Origin of the sequence: Streptomyces anthophorae (assembly GCF_049310305.1) — a bacterium.
Lineage (GTDB): Bacteria > Actinomycetota > Actinomycetes > Streptomycetales > Streptomycetaceae > Streptomyces.
The window spans coordinates 189545-205042 of the sequence record NZ_JBLWQQ010000001.1 but is presented as its reverse complement, the minus strand read 5'-3'; the positions used below and the strand labels follow the sequence as shown (position 1 = coordinate 205042).

At 72.8% G+C, this 15498-nt stretch carries 11 protein-coding genes and 1 pseudogene; 8 read left to right on the top strand and 4 right to left on the bottom strand.

Features of this window, described 5'->3' with window-relative positions:
- Positions 1–70 precede the first annotated feature (70 nt).
- From ACNYS0_RS00845 to ACNYS0_RS00830, 4 genes and pseudogenes are all read left to right on the top strand, one after another.
- Positions 71–803 (top strand): annotated as a pseudogene (locus ACNYS0_RS00845) (GlxA family transcriptional regulator); the annotation flags it as partial.
- Positions 804–924: 121 nt separating this feature from the next.
- Positions 925–3441: an ATP-dependent Clp protease ATP-binding subunit gene (locus tag ACNYS0_RS00840; RefSeq protein ID WP_422470659.1), complete on the top strand. Its 2517-nt coding sequence runs from the start codon at positions 925–927 to the stop codon at positions 3439–3441.
- Positions 3442–3527: 86 nt separating this feature from the next.
- Positions 3528–3926 (top strand): hypothetical protein, encoded by a 399-nt coding sequence (locus ACNYS0_RS00835; protein WP_422470658.1) that lies wholly within the window; start codon positions 3528–3530, stop codon positions 3924–3926.
- Between the two features lie 93 nt (positions 3927–4019).
- The gene (locus ACNYS0_RS00830) at positions 4020–4406 is read left to right on the top strand and encodes a hypothetical protein (RefSeq protein WP_422470657.1); all 387 of its coding nucleotides are present in this window, start codon (positions 4020–4022) and stop codon (positions 4404–4406) included.
- Here ACNYS0_RS00830 and ACNYS0_RS00825 read toward each other — a convergent pair.
- The 3 genes from ACNYS0_RS00825 to ACNYS0_RS00815 form a co-directional block, all read right to left on the bottom strand.
- On the bottom strand, positions 4393–5025 hold the full coding sequence (locus tag ACNYS0_RS00825) for a DUF6629 family protein (protein WP_422470656.1): 633 nt from the start codon (positions 5023–5025) through the stop codon (positions 4393–4395). The genes ACNYS0_RS00830 and ACNYS0_RS00825 overlap by 14 nt on opposite strands.
- Before the next feature lie 55 nt (positions 5026–5080).
- Complete coding sequence (locus ACNYS0_RS00820; protein WP_422470655.1) at positions 5081–6496, bottom strand: FAD-binding oxidoreductase; 1416 nt, start codon at positions 6494–6496, stop codon at positions 5081–5083.
- Between the two features lie 99 nt (positions 6497–6595).
- Positions 6596–9193: an ATP-binding protein gene (locus ACNYS0_RS00815; protein ID WP_422470654.1), complete on the bottom strand. Its 2598-nt coding sequence runs from the start codon at positions 9191–9193 to the stop codon at positions 6596–6598.
- A gap of 135 nt (positions 9194–9328) precedes the next feature.
- Between ACNYS0_RS00815 and ACNYS0_RS00810 the strand changes: the two genes are divergently transcribed.
- The 4 genes from ACNYS0_RS00810 (at position 9329) to ACNYS0_RS00795 (ending at position 14648) form a co-directional block, all read left to right on the top strand.
- A complete protein-coding gene (locus ACNYS0_RS00810) occupies positions 9329–9802 on the top strand; it encodes a MarR family winged helix-turn-helix transcriptional regulator (protein ID WP_422470653.1) in 474 nt (157 codons plus the stop codon).
- A complete protein-coding gene (locus ACNYS0_RS00805) occupies positions 9799–12495 on the top strand; it encodes an FUSC family protein (RefSeq protein WP_422470652.1) in 2697 nt (898 codons plus the stop codon). The genes ACNYS0_RS00810 and ACNYS0_RS00805 overlap by 4 nt, the downstream gene beginning before the upstream one ends.
- 120 nt (positions 12496–12615) lie before the next feature.
- Entirely contained in the window at positions 12616–14313 is a 1698-nt protein-coding gene (ctaD, locus tag ACNYS0_RS00800; protein WP_422470651.1) for an aa3-type cytochrome oxidase subunit I, read from the top strand.
- The gene (locus ACNYS0_RS00795) at positions 14310–14648 is read left to right on the top strand and encodes a hypothetical protein (RefSeq protein ID WP_422470650.1); all 339 of its coding nucleotides are present in this window, start codon (positions 14310–14312) and stop codon (positions 14646–14648) included. Before ctaD ends, ACNYS0_RS00795 begins: the two co-directional genes overlap by 4 nt.
- Before the next feature lie 42 nt (positions 14649–14690).
- On the opposite strand, the gene ACNYS0_RS00790 is transcribed toward ACNYS0_RS00795, so the two are convergent.
- On the bottom strand, positions 14691–15461 hold the full coding sequence (locus ACNYS0_RS00790) for an AraC family transcriptional regulator (protein WP_422470649.1): 771 nt from the start codon (positions 15459–15461) through the stop codon (positions 14691–14693).
- Positions 15462–15498: the final 37 nt, after the last annotated feature.

The following is a 15498-nucleotide window of genomic DNA, read 5'->3' as shown; positions in this document are numbered from 1 at the left end:
GACGATCATCAGCACGGTGACCGCGGCCCACAGAAGGTTGAACACACCGGTCAGCATGGAGAGTTGGGCGGTCATCGTGCCGGGTACCGCCGCCCCCACCGCCGCTCGCCCCCGCCGTCCGCGACGCGCTGCGGGCGGCCGCCGCCGACGGCACCAGGATCGCCTCGATCTGCTCGGGCACCTTCCCCCTCGCCGCCACCGGGCTCCTGGACGGCCTGCGCGCCACCACCCACTGGATCGGCGCCGACCTGCTCGCCGCCACCCACCCCGAGATCGAGGTCGACCCCGGCGTCCTGTACGTCGACAACGGTCAGATCCTCACCTCGGCCGGCGCGGCCGCCGGGCTCGACCTGTGCCTGCACATGATCCGCCGCGACTACGGGTCCGCGGTCGCCGCCGACGCGGCCCGGCTCTCCGTCATGCCGCTGGAGCGCGAGGGCGGCCAGGCCCAGTTCATCGTGCACGACCACGCGCCGACGCCGCAGGGTTCGACCTTCGAGCCGCTCCTCGCCTGGTTGCGGGAGAACCTTGAACGGGACCTCGGCCTCGCCGACATCGCCGCGCACGCGGGGGTCAGCACTCGTACCCTCATGCGGCGCTTTCGCGAACACACCGGCAGCACGCCGTTGCAGTGGCTGCACCGCGCCCGCATCCGGCAGGCCCAGCATCTCCTGGAGACCACACCACATCCCGTGGAGCGGATCGCCGCGCAGGTCGGCTTCGGCTCGCCCACCGCCTTCCGCGACCGCTTCAAGCGCACCACGGGAGTCAGCCCCCAGACGTACCGCCGCACCTTCGCCTGACGCGGACGCCCCGTACGGTCCACGACGTTTATCCACGCCACAGCGGGCTACGCGGACCCCGGACGGACGTCGACGAGGCAGCGCCGCCGCACGCGGGCGGCGCATGCCGGGACGGATGGGTATGAGCAGCGGATACACCGGGGCCGACGGTCCCGGACAGGACCCCTTCGGCGACTTCTTCTCGCGGTTTCTCGGCGGTGGCCGACGGCAGGTCGACATCGGCAGGCTGATGAGCGGTCCCGCCCGCCATCTCGTCGCCACGGCCGCGAACTACGCCACCGAGCACGGCCGGGGCGACCTCGACACCGGGCACCTGCTGTGGGCGGCGCTCTCCCTCGAACCCACCCGCAGCCTCGTGACGCGGGCCGGCGCCGACCCCGACCGGCTGGCGGGGGAGATCGACCGGCACGCGGGCAGCGGTGAGCCGAGCCGCACCCCGCAGTCACTCTCCGTGACCCCGGCGGTCAAGCGGGCCCTGCTCGACGCACATGTGATCGCGCGGGAGTCGGGCGTCGCCTACATCGGCCCCGACCACATCGTGCTGGCGCTCGCGGCCAACCCCGACTCGGCGGCGGGACACCTCCTCAATCAGGCCCGCTTCACCCCGGACCCGGCGCCGCAGACCCCGCCGCCCGGATCCGCGGAAACCCGGCCCGGCGCCCAGCAGGGGAGGGGCACGGCCGCCACCCCCAACCTGGACCGCTTCGGCGAAGATCTCACCGACCGGGCCCGCCAGGGCCGCCTCGACCCGGTCATCGGCCGCGACGAGGAGATCGAGCAGACCGTCGAGGTGCTCTCCCGCAGGGGCAAGAACAACCCCGTGCTCATCGGCGACGCGGGTGTCGGGAAGACCGCGATCGTCGAGGGCCTCGCCCAGCGCATCGCCGAGGGCGACGTGCCCGAGACGCTCTGCGGGCGCCGCCTCGTCTCGCTCGACCTGTCGGGCGTCGTCGCGGGCACCCGCTACCGCGGCGACTTCGAGGAACGCCTGAACGGCATCATCGACGAGGTGCGCGCCCACCCGGACGAACTCATCGTGTTCATCGACGAGTTGCACACCGTCGTCGGCGCGGGCGGCGGCTCCGAGGGCGGCTCGATGGACGCGGGCAACATGCTCAAACCCGCCCTGGCGCGCGGCGAGTTGCACGTCATCGGAGCCACCACCCTGGAGGAGTACCGGCGGCACATCGAGAAGGACGCCGCGCTCGCGCGCCGCTTCCAGCCGATCCTGGTGCCCGAGCCGACGACGGCGGACGCCGTGGAGATCCTGCGCGGACTGAGCGACCGCTACGAGGCGCACCACCAGGTCCGGTACGCCGACGAGGCGCTGCTCGCCGCCGTCGACCTCTCCGACCGGTACCTCACCGACCGCTTCCTGCCGGACAAGGCCATCGACCTGATGGACCAGGCCGGCGCCCGCGTCCGGCTGCGCGACCGCACCAAGACCACCGACGTACGTGCCCTGGAGCGGCAGGTCGACGACCTCACCCGCGACAAGGACGAGGCCGTGGCCGCGGAACAGTACGAGCGGGCCACCGAACTGCGCGACCGGATCGGCGAGTTGACCAGCCGGATCGAGGGTGCGCGCGAGCCCGATCCCGGCGACGGACACATCGTCGAGGTGACCGCCGAGGACATCGCCGAGATCGTGTCCCGCCAGACCGGCATCCCCGTCAGCAGCCTCACCCAGGAGGAGAAGGAGCGCCTGCTCGGCCTCGAACAGCATCTGCACGAGCGGGTCATCGGCCAGGACGAGGCCGTCACCGCCGTCTCCGAGGCCGTCCTGCGCTCCCGCGCCGGGCTCGCCAGCCCCGACCGCCCCATCGGCAGCTTCCTCTTCCTCGGCCCCACAGGCGTCGGCAAGACCGAACTGGCCCGCGCCCTCGCCGAGGCGCTCTTCGGCAGCCAGGAACGCATGGTCCGGCTCGACATGAGCGAGTTCCAGGAGAAGCACACCGTCTCCCGCCTCGTGGGCGCGCCGCCCGGCTACGTCGGCCACGAGGAGGCCGGGCAGCTCACCGAGGCCGTGCGCCGCCACCCGTACTCGCTGATCCTGCTCGACGAGGTGGAGAAGGCACACCCCGACGTGTTCAACACCCTGCTCCAGGTCCTCGACGACGGCCGCCTCACCGACGCCCAGGGCCGCACGGTCAACTTCACCAACACGGTCATCGTGATGACCAGCAACCTCGGCTCCGAGGCCATCGCCGGACGCGGCACCGCGCTCGGTTTTCGCACCGACGACTCCGCCGACGAGACCGCGCGCCGCGAACAGGTCCTGCGCCCGCTGCGGGAGCACTTCCGCCCGGAGTTCCTCAACCGCGTCGACGAGATCGTGATCTTCCGGCGGCTCAGCACCGAACAGCTGGCCCGCATCACCGACCTCCTCCTCGACGAGACCAGGCGCCGCCTGCACGCCCAGGACATTACCGTCGAGTTCGCCCCCGAGGCCGTCGAATGGCTGGCCCGCCGCGGCCACAAGCCGGAGTACGGCGCGCGCCCGCTGCGCCGGACCATCCAGCGCGAGCTCGACAACCGGCTCTCCCGGATGCTGCTCGACGGCGAGATCGCGGCGGGCGGCAAGATCCGGGTCGAGGTGGGCGACGGGGAGCTCACCGTCCGGACGCAGGAGACGTAACCCCTGGTCGCGTACGACGTTGATGCGCGCGAAGCGCGGACGACCGGCTCCGCGCACCACGTCGTACGAGACACAGGGAGTCACCCATGCGGGACACCATGCGGGCCGCCGTCAAGAAGACCTTCTCCTCGGTCGCCGCGGCCGTCGCCGCCCTCGGCTGCGTCATCGCCGTCGGGCAGCCGGCCGCCGCCGACGGCAAGTGGTGCAACAACGCGGTGTGCATCGAGACCTACGACACCGGCACCTACCTGGGCCGCGTCGAGGTGTCCGTCATCAACACCAACCAGCCGCACCGGATCAGCGCCCGCGTCTGGACCACCGACGGCTGGTCCGCGAACACTAAGGTCGAGGACGTCGACGCGTTCCGCACCTACCGCGACCAGGCCTACCCACAGCGGCACTTCGCGCCGGGCACCCGGCTGTGCGCCGAGGGCTTCCGCGGCGGCGACAGCGTCGGCCTGCCCTGTGTGACGATCACCGACTGACGGCAACCCGGTGCCACAACCACTGACCCCAAAGGGGGACGTGGACAGCGTGGCCCGGGCGGACGGCGGCGGGCGGCTGGTAGCCGTGGACCCATGAACCACACCAAGCGCGTCATTCGTTCGGTGCTCGCCGCCGCGGTCCTCACCCTCGCCGGGCTCGCCACCGCGCACACCCCGGCCGTCGCCGCCGACGGCTGCAACTCCGACCCCGGCATCCCCGTCCAGGGCCCGCCCGGCACCATCACCGCCACCGCCAACAGCACCGGCTGCGCCAACAACTGGACGTTCAAGGCGGTGCTCCAGAGCTCGCGCTGGTACGGCTGGGCCGACGACGCCGAGCAGACGTGGGTGGGCAGCGGGAGCGCCACCCTCAGCGCCGGATGCGCGGGCGTGCACGACCACCGGGTGATCCTCTTCTGGAACAGCGGCCCCGCCCAGGGGCAGGAGATCAGCCCGGTCAGCAACCTCAACTGCGGCTGACCGTACGGGAATCCCCGCGCAGCCACCCGTACAGCACCAGGGAGCAGAGCGCGGCGCCGGCGCACCACGTGGAGATGAACTCCCAGCGCCACAGCGCCGCGCACACGCCCGCGGCGACCGCCGCGAGCACACCGAGCAGCACCAGGATCCGCTCTCCCGACAGCAGCAGTGAGCCGATCGTCGCGAGCAGATAGCCCGCGAGCAGCCATCCGGCATACGGCAGGCCGATCGAATAGCCCATGGTGTGTCCGCGGACCTCGGCGGTCACGGTGCGCGTCGCCAGGACGTACCCGAGCGCCCCCGCCGTCACGACGCCCGCCGCGAGCGGCACGAGCAGCCTGCGGCGGGCGTGCGGAGCCGCCGCGCACCACACGGCGGCCGGCACCCACAGCGGCAGCAGCGGCAGCGCGATCACCGCCCAGGCGACGACGGCGGGGCCGCTGCCACCGCCGTCGTTCCAGATCACCGCCTCGATGAGCTGGTGCGCCCCCAGCAGCAGCGGCAGCGCCGCGAGCGGCACGGCCCGCGGCCGGGTGCGCACCGCCCGCGTCACACACCCCACGCCCACGGCGGTGACCGCGCCACCCGCCACCAGATCGGCCGTCGCACTCCAGCACATGCGACCACGCTACGTTTCCGGAGGCCGGGCGGCGCGTCGTGGGTTCACCGCGCCCTCACGGCCGGACGTTGTCCCGCGCGGCCGGGTCCGGCTGGATGTTCTGGTTGTTGCGGAACACGTTGTCCGGGTCGAGGGCGGCCTTGACGCGGGCCAGACGGGCGTAGTTGCCGCGGTAGCTCGCCCGCACCCGCTCCTGCCCCTCGTCCATCATCATGTTCACGTACGCGCCGCCCGCCGAGTACGGGTGCAGGGCCTCGAAGTAGTCGACCGTCCAGCGCCGCAGCAGGTCCGCGTTGCCCGGGTCCGGGTCCACGCCCGCGAACACACTCGCCCAGCGCGCGTCCCGGTAGCTGAACGCGGTGTCCGACGGGCCGGCCTCGTGGGCGGCGCCGTCGATCGGGTAGAGGTGCATCGTCGACTGCATGGACGGTGTCTGCGGCCCGAACTTGGCGTGCAGCTCCACGGCCTCGTCCGGGATCTCCTCGACGAAGTCGGCCCGCCAGTACCACTGGTCGCCCGGCGGGTACAGGCCGTCGAACATCGACTGCATCGCGGGGTGCGGCATCGGCGCGACCGCGTGCAGCAGCGGCGCGGGCAGGTCACCCAGGAGCGGCGCCATGGCGCGGTCCGCCGCCTCCGGATCCCCGGCCGTGTGACACCACACGACCCCGCACACCTTGCGCAGATGCAGTTCCTCGGGGAACGGCGGCGCCGGAGGCACGGACCCGTACAGGAAGAAGGCGTTGACGTCGTGGGGCGCGGAGGGCAGGAACTCGCGGTAGGCGGCGAGGATCTCGGCGCCCTGTTCGGCGGGCCAGAAGGTCGGCCCGGCGACCACGGTGCTCACGTCGTGCAGCCGGAACGTGAAGGAGGTGACGGCGCCGAAGTTGCCGCCGCCGCCCCGGATCGCCCAGAACAGGTCCGTGTTGGTGTCGGCGTCCGCGCGCACCGGGGTGCCGTCGGCGAGGACGACCTCCGCCGCCAGGATGTTGTCGACGGTGAGGCCGCAGCGCCGGGTGAGGTGACCGAGGCCGCCGCCGAGCGCGAGGCCGCCGACGCCGGTGGTGGAGATGATGCCGCTGGGCGTGGCCAGGCCGTGCTCGTGCGTCGCCGTGTCGACCAGGCCCCAGGTGGCGCCGCCGCCGACCGTCACGGTGCGGGCGGCCGCGTCGACCTCGACGGAGTTCATGGGCGCGAGGTCGGCGACCACACCGGCCTCGCAGGTGCCGAGCCCCGCGCCGTGGTGGCCGCCGCCGCGCACCGCGAGCGGAAGCTCGTGACGGCGGGCGAAGGCGATCACCTTCTCCACGTCGCCCGCGTCGGCGCAGCCCGCGACGAGCGCGGGACGCCGGTCGATCATCGCGTTGTAGACGGCGCGGGCCTCCTCGTACCCGGAGTCCGTGGGCCCGGTCAACGTCCCCCGGAATCCGGTCAGTTCCTGGCGCGCCGCCTGTGCGGGTGTGCTGGTCATGCGGTCCCCCGTGTCGAGTGGGTGTCGTCCGCCCCGTTCTACGGGCGTCGCGCACGGCCGTGCATGCGTGGCGGTCACCCACCTCGGGCGCGGGGATACCTACGTTTCGTCGGCCGCCGTAAGGCCGAGCTCGACCGCCCGCTGGGCGGCCCGGCGCCGGGTGGGCGCGTCGAGCTTCTCCAGGACGGCGCGGACGTGGTTGTCGACCGTGCGGACGGACAGGACGAGCCGCCCGGCGATCTCCGCGTTGGTCAGCCCTTCCATCAGAAGCCGCAGGACCTGGAGTTGACGGCTGGTCAGCCCCGCCGGATTGCCGCGCGCCGCCGCGTACGGGCCGCGGGGGACACGACGCACGCCGAGTTCGCGGAGCTCGGCGCGGACCAGGCGGGCGAGCGGCGCGGCGCCCAGCGCGTCCAGGGTGGTGAGCGCGCTCAGCTTGTCGGCCGGGTCGGGGCTCTGGGCGAGCGCGGCCGCCTCCTCGTACGGGCAGCCCGCCGTGTGCCACAGCTCGGCGGCCTTGTCCCACTGACCCGCGGCCTGGAGCGCGTACGGGTGGGTCGCCCCGTCGGCCGGTGCGGGCCTGCCCGCCCGTGCCAGCCAGTAGCCGAGCTCGTAGCGCTGCGGCGCGGCGAGCCGGAGGGCCCGCTCGTGCACGCGCTCGGCGGCGGCGAGCACGCCCGCCGGGTCGCCGCGCAGCCACGCGGCCTCCGCGCGGGCCGCCGCGACCGGGCCGAGGCGCTGCAACTCGTCGGTGCCCACCGCGATCCGCCAGGCCTGGTCGAGCAGTTCATCGCCGCCGGGCTCACCGCGCCGCACCCGGACGCGGGCGAGGACCGTGAGAGCGGGGCAGCGGGCCGGCGGGAAGACGTCCGCGCCGAGCCGCGCGTACCGCTCGGCCTGCGCCCAGTCGCCCGCCGCGAACTTCCGCAGCGCCAGCTCGACGTGCAGGTACGTCAGGAAACCGAGGTGCTCGGCCCGGTCGGCGAGATCGATGGCGGGGGAGAGGTGCCGGTCCGCCTCGGCGAACCGCAGGTCGTCCAGGAGCGACCAGACGATATTGGCGTAGGCGCGGCACGCGTGCTCCACCTCGCCCGAGGCCAGCGCCACCGCCAGACTCTCCTCCAACTGCCGCTGCCCCAGCGGGTCACCGTCCCGCCAGCGCGCCGAACCGACGTTGTTGAGCGCGTGCGCGAGGATCGCCGGGTCGCCCGCCCTGCGGGCCAGCGCGATGGCCCGCTCCCCGTACTCGACGGCCTGCGCGTACGCGTCCGAGAGCATCCGCAACTGCGCCGTGTTGCTGAGGGCGAGCGCCAACAGCCGCTCGTCACCGGCCCGTTCGAGTACCGCGAGGGCCTCGCGCGCGGCCGTCTCGGCCGCCGCCGCGTCCCCCGCCCACCAGTGGATCCGCGAAAGCCAGCGCAGATCCGCGCCGAGCGCCCGTGGTTCGCCAAGGCTACGGCGCAGCTCCACGGCGTCCCGCTGCGCGGTGACGGCGGCGTCCGAATCGCCGATGGTGTAGCTCTCGACGGCGTACTGCTCCAGCAGACCGGCCAGCTCGGCGGGGCCGTGACGCGCTCGCTGGCGCAGTACGAGGCGCAGATGCGCGGCGGCCTCCCGGTGCGCGCCCGCCCGCGCCGCGTCGCGTGCCGCCCGGGGCCCGTACCGCGCCACCGCGTCGAGGTCTCCGGCCGCCGCCGCGTGGTGCACGATCCGGGAGCGGTCGGCGTCCGGCGTGGCCACAAGCGCGGCGAGCACCGCCCGGTCGAGCGCGATGCGGCGCGCCGCGGGCAGCGAGTCGGCGACGGCGCGGCGGATGATCTCGTGCCGGAACGCCACTCGATCGGTCGCCACGGTCAGCAGCCCGCCCTGTTCGGCCGCCGCGAGCGCCGCGCAGCCGTCCGGCAGCAAGGTGTCGACCAGGGGCAGCTCCACGGCCGACGGCACCACGGCCAGCTGTTCGAGGGCGTCCCGCGCGGCGTCGTCGAGGCGGCGCAGGCGGGCCAGGACCGCGTCGACGACGGTGGGCGGAACCACGCCCGTACCGCCCGCAGCCAGCACCTCGGCGACGAAGAACGGATTCCCGGACGTCGCCGCGTACACCTGGGCCGCATCGAGCCCCGACGCCGCGCACAGGCTGCCGACTGCCGCGCGCGACAGCGGGGCGAGGGGCAGCCGGTGCGCGCGGGCCGCCCCCGACACCTGGCCGAGCAGCTGGCGCAGCGGATGGCCGCGCCCCAGCTCGTCGTCCCGGTAGGTGAGCACGAGCACGGCGGGCAGCCGCTCGATGCGGCGCACCAGATAGCGCAGCGCGTCCAGCGAGGCCTCGTCCGCCCAGTGCACGTCCTCGACGACGAGCACCGCGGGATGTGGGGCGCCCGCCAGCTCGGCGTGCAGCGCCTCGTAGATGCGGTGCCGGTCACCCGCGTCGCGCAGGGCGCGGGCCAGCTCGGCGCCCACGCTGCCGACGAGGTCGCGCAGCGGGCCGAGCGGGCGGCCCGTGGCCAGGTCGTCGCAGTGTCCGACGAGGAGGCGGGCGCCGGCAGGCAGCACCGTGGGCAGGGCCCGGACCAGGGACGACTTTCCGATTCCGGCCTCGCCGAGGACGAGCGTGACCGAACCGGCCCCCTGTGCCGCGTCCCGGGCGGCGTCGGCCAGTCGCCCCAGCTCGAGATCCCGCTCCAGGATCCCCCCGTCCATACGGGAACCTTCCCACCGGGGGCGTCCGCCGGGGAGCGGGCAGCGGGGCGGATACGTATTTCGCCGGACGGCGGGTGGTCGGTGAGTGGTGCCCCGCCGTCGGCTGCGTGTAAGGCTCATGTATATTCTTTCTATATGCATCTATCTCCGGAGTCCGTCGACGCCGCGGAGGCCCAGCGCATCGAAGGCGCTGCCCGAGGGCTCCTGCGCGGTATCGCCCAGCTCGGTCAATCCCTTTTCAGGGAAGGCGAGTTCGGGCTCACGCGGAGCCAGGTAGCCCTGCTCGACGCGCTGGACGGCGGGCCGTGCCGGGTGACCGGGCTCGCCGCCCGCACCGGCATGGCGCAGCCGCGCGTGACCGTGCTCCTCCAGAAGCTGGGGGAGGCCGGGCTCGTCGAGCGGCGGCGCTGCGAGGACGACCGGCGCGCCGTCGAGACCTCGCTGACGCCCGCGGGGCGCGCCCTGCTCGAAGCGGGGCGGCAGCGGATGGCCGCCGCTCTGCTGACCGCGCTCGAGGGCGGGGCCGTCGATGACCCGGAGCGCGCGGTGTCCACCGCGCGGGATGCGCTGAACATCTTGTTGAACGCCATGGAATCGGAGGCCAGTTGACCACCCCGGGCACCCTGCCGGACCAGCACACCGCCACGAGCGACGCCCCACCGGGAGCGGACCTCGCACCCCATCGGGTCGCAGGACCCCGCAGATGGTGGGACTGGGTCCTCGCGGCCGACCCCGGACTCGGTCAGCTCCAGACCGGCTGGCGCACCCTCGTCGCCATGGTGACCGCTCTCGCCGTCGGCTACGCGATGGCCGAGGCGCTCGGCATCCCCGACATGATCGGCATGATGGTCGCCGGGATGATGGGCCTGATGAGCGCCTTCGCGGTCGCCGAGAACACCTGGGACCGCCTCGCCCGCGCCATCCTGTGGATGCCGTTCCCGTACACCGTCGCGCTGTGGCTGTGCGCGACGCTGAACGGCAAGCGCGTCCCGCAGATGGTGCTGATGATCGCGGCCCTCGCCGTCACCTTCCTGCTCGCCAGGTTCGGGGCGATCCCGCTGGTCACCGGCATGATGCTGTTCAACGGCATGATGGTCGGGATGCTCGCGGGCATCCCCGTCGCGCTCGTCGGCAAGGCCTTCGCGGTCGCCCTGGTGTCCGCCGCCGCCGTCCTCGTGACGCGGCTCCTGCTGTGCTACCCGATGCCGCGCGAGGACCTGCTGCGCACCCAGCGCGCCTTCGTCGTCGAGGCGCGGCGCGTCGCCGACGCCGCCGTGGACGCCGTCGACCCCGACGCCGACCAGGAGCGGGCCGTGCGCCGCATGAGCCGCTCGCTGCGCCGCCTCAACATCACCACCGTGACCATCGACGGCCGCCTCGCCCAGCCCGAGGTCGCCGCCGACCCGGCCGCCGCGGAACTCCTGCACCGGCACCTCTTCGACGCGGAGCTCGCGCTGCGCGGCATCGGGCAGGCCGTCCAGGAACTGACCCGGCTGCCCGTCCCCGAGCAGCTGCGCGAGGCGCTCGCCGTCGGCCTCGTGCTCGCCCGCGACACCCCGATACGCGAGGCCGAGGGCCTCCAGCCCGCAGCCCTCCACATCCAGGAGCGCGCCGAGGCGGTCCTCGCCGATCCGGCAGCCCCCGCCGACGACGTGGAGGCCGCGGTGCTCGCGCGCCGCGTCGGCCACCTCCTCGACTCCCTCGCCCGCGCCCTGCACAACTGGCTCACGCTCGGCGCGAGCGCCGTCGCGGACAAGGCCGAGGTCCCCTTCAAGCCGACCGTCGCCCTGGAGAACAACCGGCTGCCGGGCTCCGCGGGCCCCACCCGCCGTGTGCTCGCCGGGACCACCGAGTCCGGCTGGCGCCGCGCCATCCCGTACATCCGGGTCCCCGCGCACGCCGCCGTGGCCGCCGCGATCGTCGTCCCGATCTCCGACGCCATCGACCCGCACCGCTTCTACTGGGGCCTGGTCGGCGTGATGATCACGCTGTTCGGCACCAACACCACCCACGAGCGGCTGCGGAAGTTCGGCCACCGCATGGTGGGCACCGTCGTCGGCGCCGTCCTCGGCATCCTCCTGGTCCACCTCATCGGCCAGGGGCACGTCTACTGGACGCTCACGGTCATCGTCGCCGGACTCACCTTCGGCGCCTGGGGCATGGCCCGCGCCTACGCCTGCTGGGTAGTCGGCCTCGTCGTCGCACTGTGCCAGCTGTACGCACTCTCCACGCCCGAGAGCGGCATGGACCACCTCCTCGGCGAGCGGCTCCTGGACAACGGCATCGGCGTCCTCGTCGCCACCGCCTGCGCCGCCCTGATCTTCCCGCTGGCCCGGCGCACCGTCGTCCAGGAGGCCGAGCGCGGCTACGTCGACGTACTCGCCCAGGTCGTCGCGCAGGTCGAGCAGCGCTGGACGCAGCCCGACACCCCGGTCCGGCTGCGCGGCGCCGCCCGCGCCGTGGACGCCGCGCTGCTCCAGGTGCAGGCCGTCGCCAAGCCGCTGGTCCGCATGCCGGTCGGCGTCAGCGGTCCGGCCGCGGAGCACCGCGTCGCCCTGCTGACCTCCGCGACGGGTCACGCCCGCGCGCTGGCCTCGGCCGCCGACATAGACATCGACCTGCCGCCGCGGCTCGTCGAACGCGCCCGCCTCGTCACCGCCACGGTCACCGCGTCCCTCAAGGAACTCGACCGGTTCTTCGCGACCGGCGAGCCCGAGGGCACGTACCGCAGGGTGAGCCCGCTCCTGCGGGAGCTGCGCGCCGAACTGGCCCCCGCCAGGTCGGGGCAGCGCGCCCAGCGTCTGCACACCGCGCTGCGCGAGCTCGACGCCCTCGACGAGACCCTGGCCGCGTACGCCGAGCAGGCCGGCCTGCCCGTCGCCACCGGCAACGGCGCCGCCCAGCGGCCCGCGTCCCCGATGCAGCGCCGCACCCGCGCCGTGATGGCGGCCTGGGGCGAACCGCGGCCGGAGCCGGTACCCGCGCCCAAGCCGAAGCCGCAGGCCCCGCACGCGCCACAGCAGCGTCGTGAACCGGCCACCGTCAGCAGGGCCCGCGTCACCGGCCGCGTGGAGTGCGCCGAGCACCCCGAGGACTGCCCCGCCTGGATCACCGTGATCAGCGCCCGCGGCAAGCGGCTCGCCAAGGCGGCGGTGAACCAGGGGAGTTACACGGTGGAGGGTCTGCCCACCGGCACCCACACGCTCGTGATCTCCGGGTCCCGGCACACCCCGCGTGCCGAACTGATCAGCGTGGAGGACTCGTTGGGCGTCGTCCAGCACGACATCCGACTGTCGCACTGACGCCTCGCTGCTGCATTCGAGGGAACCGGGGACGCGCGGGCGCGCGTGTCCCCGCTTCCCGCCCCGACGTCCGCTAGTCGTGGTCGTGTCCTGTACACCGGCCAAGGAAGCGACTACCTGATGACGTCCCTGGAGAGCGCGGCGGCGAGCGCCGAGGCACCGGATTCGGAGACCGCACACGCGCGGCAGCCCGGTGCGGTGGTGATCAAGTGGCTCACCACCACTGACCACAAGACGATCGGCTCGCTGTATCTCATCACTTCGTTCGCGTTCTTCTGCGTCGGCGGCATCATGGCGCTCTTCATGCGCGCCGAACTGGCCCGCCCCGGACTGCAGATCCTGTCGAACGAACAGTTCAACCAGGCCTTCACGATGCACGGCCTGATCATGCTCCTGATGTTCGCGACGCCGCTGTTCTCCGGCTTCGCGAACTGGATCATGCCGCTCCAGATCGGTGCCCCCGACGTCGCGTTCCCGCGGCTGAACATGTTCGCCTACTGGCTGTACCTGTTCGGCTCGCTGATGGCGGCCGGTGCACTGCTCACCCCGCAGGGCGGCCCCGACTTCGGCTGGTTCATGTACGCGCCGCTGTCGGACGCGATCCACACCACGAGCATCGGCGCCGACCTGGGCATCATGGGCCTCGCCTTCTCCGGCTTCGGCACGATCCTCGGCTCGGTCAACTTCATCACCACCATCATCTGCATGCGCATGCCCGGCATGACGATGTTCCGGATGCCGATCTTCGTGTGGAACGTGCTGCTGACCGGTGTGCTGGTCCTGCTCGCCTTCCCGGTCCTGGCCGCCGCGCTGTTCGCCCTGGAAGCGGACCGCAAGTTCGGTGCCCATGTCTTCGACGCGGCCAACGGCGGCGCGCTGCTGTGGCAGCACCTCTTCTGGTTCTTCGGCCACCCGGAGGTGTACATCATCGCCCTGCCGTTCTTCGGCATCGTCTCCGAAGTGATCCCGGTCTTCTCGCGCAAGCCGATCTTCGGCTACTCGGGCCTGGTCGGCGCCACGATCGCGATCGCCGGTCTCTCCATCACGGTGTGGGCGCACCACATGTACGTCACCGGTGGTGTACTGCTGCCGTTCTTCTCGTTCATGACGTTCCTGATCGCCGTGCCAACGGGCGTGAAGTTCTTCAACTGGATCGGAACGATGTGGAAGGGCTCGGTGTCCTTCGAGACACCGATGCTGTGGTCGGTCGGCTTCCTCGTGACCTTCCTGTTCGGTGGTCTGACGGGAGTCATCCTGGCCGCGCCGCCGCTGGACTTCCACGTCTCGGACTCGTACTTCGTGGTGGCGCACTTCCACTACGTGGTGTTCGGCACGGTCGTCTTCGCGATGTTCGCCGGCTTCCACTTCTGGTGGCCGAAGATGACCGGCAAGATGCTCGACGAGCGCCTTGGCAAGATCACCTTCTGGACGCTGTTCGTGGGCTTCCACGGCACGTTCCTGGTGCAGCACTGGCTGGGCGTCGAGGGCATGCCGCGGCGTTACGCGGACTACCTCGCGGCCGACGGCTTCACCGCACTGAACACCATCTCGTCGATCTCCTCGTTCCTGCTCGGCCTGTCGCTGCTGCCGTTCTTCTACAACGTCTGGAAGACCGGCAAGTACGGCAAGAAGGTCGAGGTCGACGACCCGTGGGGTTACGGTCGCTCCCTGGAGTGGGCCACCTCGTGCCCGCCGCCGCGGCACAACTTCCTCACGCTGCCCCGCGTCCGCTCCGAATCCCCGGCGTTCGACCTGCACCATCCCGGCGTCGCCGCCCTCGACCACGCCGAGAACCGGCACGAGGACGCATCCGCATGAGCAGCACCGAGCACGACGTGAGCGCGGGCATCCAGCAGATGGAGGGATATCTGCTGTGGAACTCGAAGGTCACCGAGGCCCATGCGCAGGCCGAGGCGTTCACCGACCGGCTCGACTGGCTCACCGGGGCGCAGCGCGAGGAGGTGCGGCGCGTCTTCGTCGAGGAGCGCCTCGTCTTCCACAAGGCCGCGCTCGGGCAGATCGTGGCGCGGGCAACGGAGCTGCGCACCGAGTACGAGACGCGTTACGAGCGCCTGAAGGCGCGTTGCGTCGGCCTTTGCGGCGGCGTCCTCGTCGGCCTGATGGGCCTGGCGTCGCTGGTCGCCCTCAAGTGACCGACGTACGCGCGCGTGCTCGGGTGACGCGTCCGCGCGTCCTCACGTGAAGTACGCCGTCGGCCGCGTGCCCAGCGCGCGGCGGAACATCGCCGTGAACGCGCTGGGCGTCGCGTAGCCGACCGCGCCCGAGACCGTCGTGACGGGCACGCCCCTGGCGAGCAGCGTCACCGCGTGGATGAGCCTGGCCTGCTGGACCCAGCGGGCCAGGCTCATTCCTGTCGCGGCCGTGAACCGGCGCTGAAGACTGCGCGCGCTGAGATGCGCGAACGCGGCGGCCTGCGCCGTCGTCCAGCGCTCGCCCGGACGCTCCTGGACCGCCGCGCACAGCGCTTCCAGGTGCGGGTCCTTCGGCGTCGGCAGGTGCAGCGCGGGCACCGGGTGCGGGGCGAGTTCGTGCAGCAGCAGCTGCACCAGGACGCCGTCGCGGCCCTCGCGGTCGTACTCCACCGGGATCCGGGTCGCCGCGTCGATCAGCTCGCGAAGGAGCGGCGGGACCGAGACGACGGTGGGCGCGTCGGGCAGGCGTACGGCCGTGTCGGTGGCGATGTACAGCGTCCGCATGGCCACGGCTCCCGCGCAGGTCATCGCGTGCGTGAGCCCGCCCGGGACCCACGCCCCGCGGGTGGCGGGGACGACCCAGGCGCCGTGCTCGGTGGTGACGGTGATGGCGCCCGTGGTGCCGTAGATCAGCTGCGCGCGGCGGTGCTGGTGCGGCGGGATGTGGTGACCGTCGGGCAGGTCACGGGCCATCGCCGCCAAGGGCCGCGGCACGTTCTGGTAGTCCTCGCGGTCCTCGCTCTTTCCGTACATGGCGCACTCTCGACAGGTGTTGGCTCGACCACGAAAG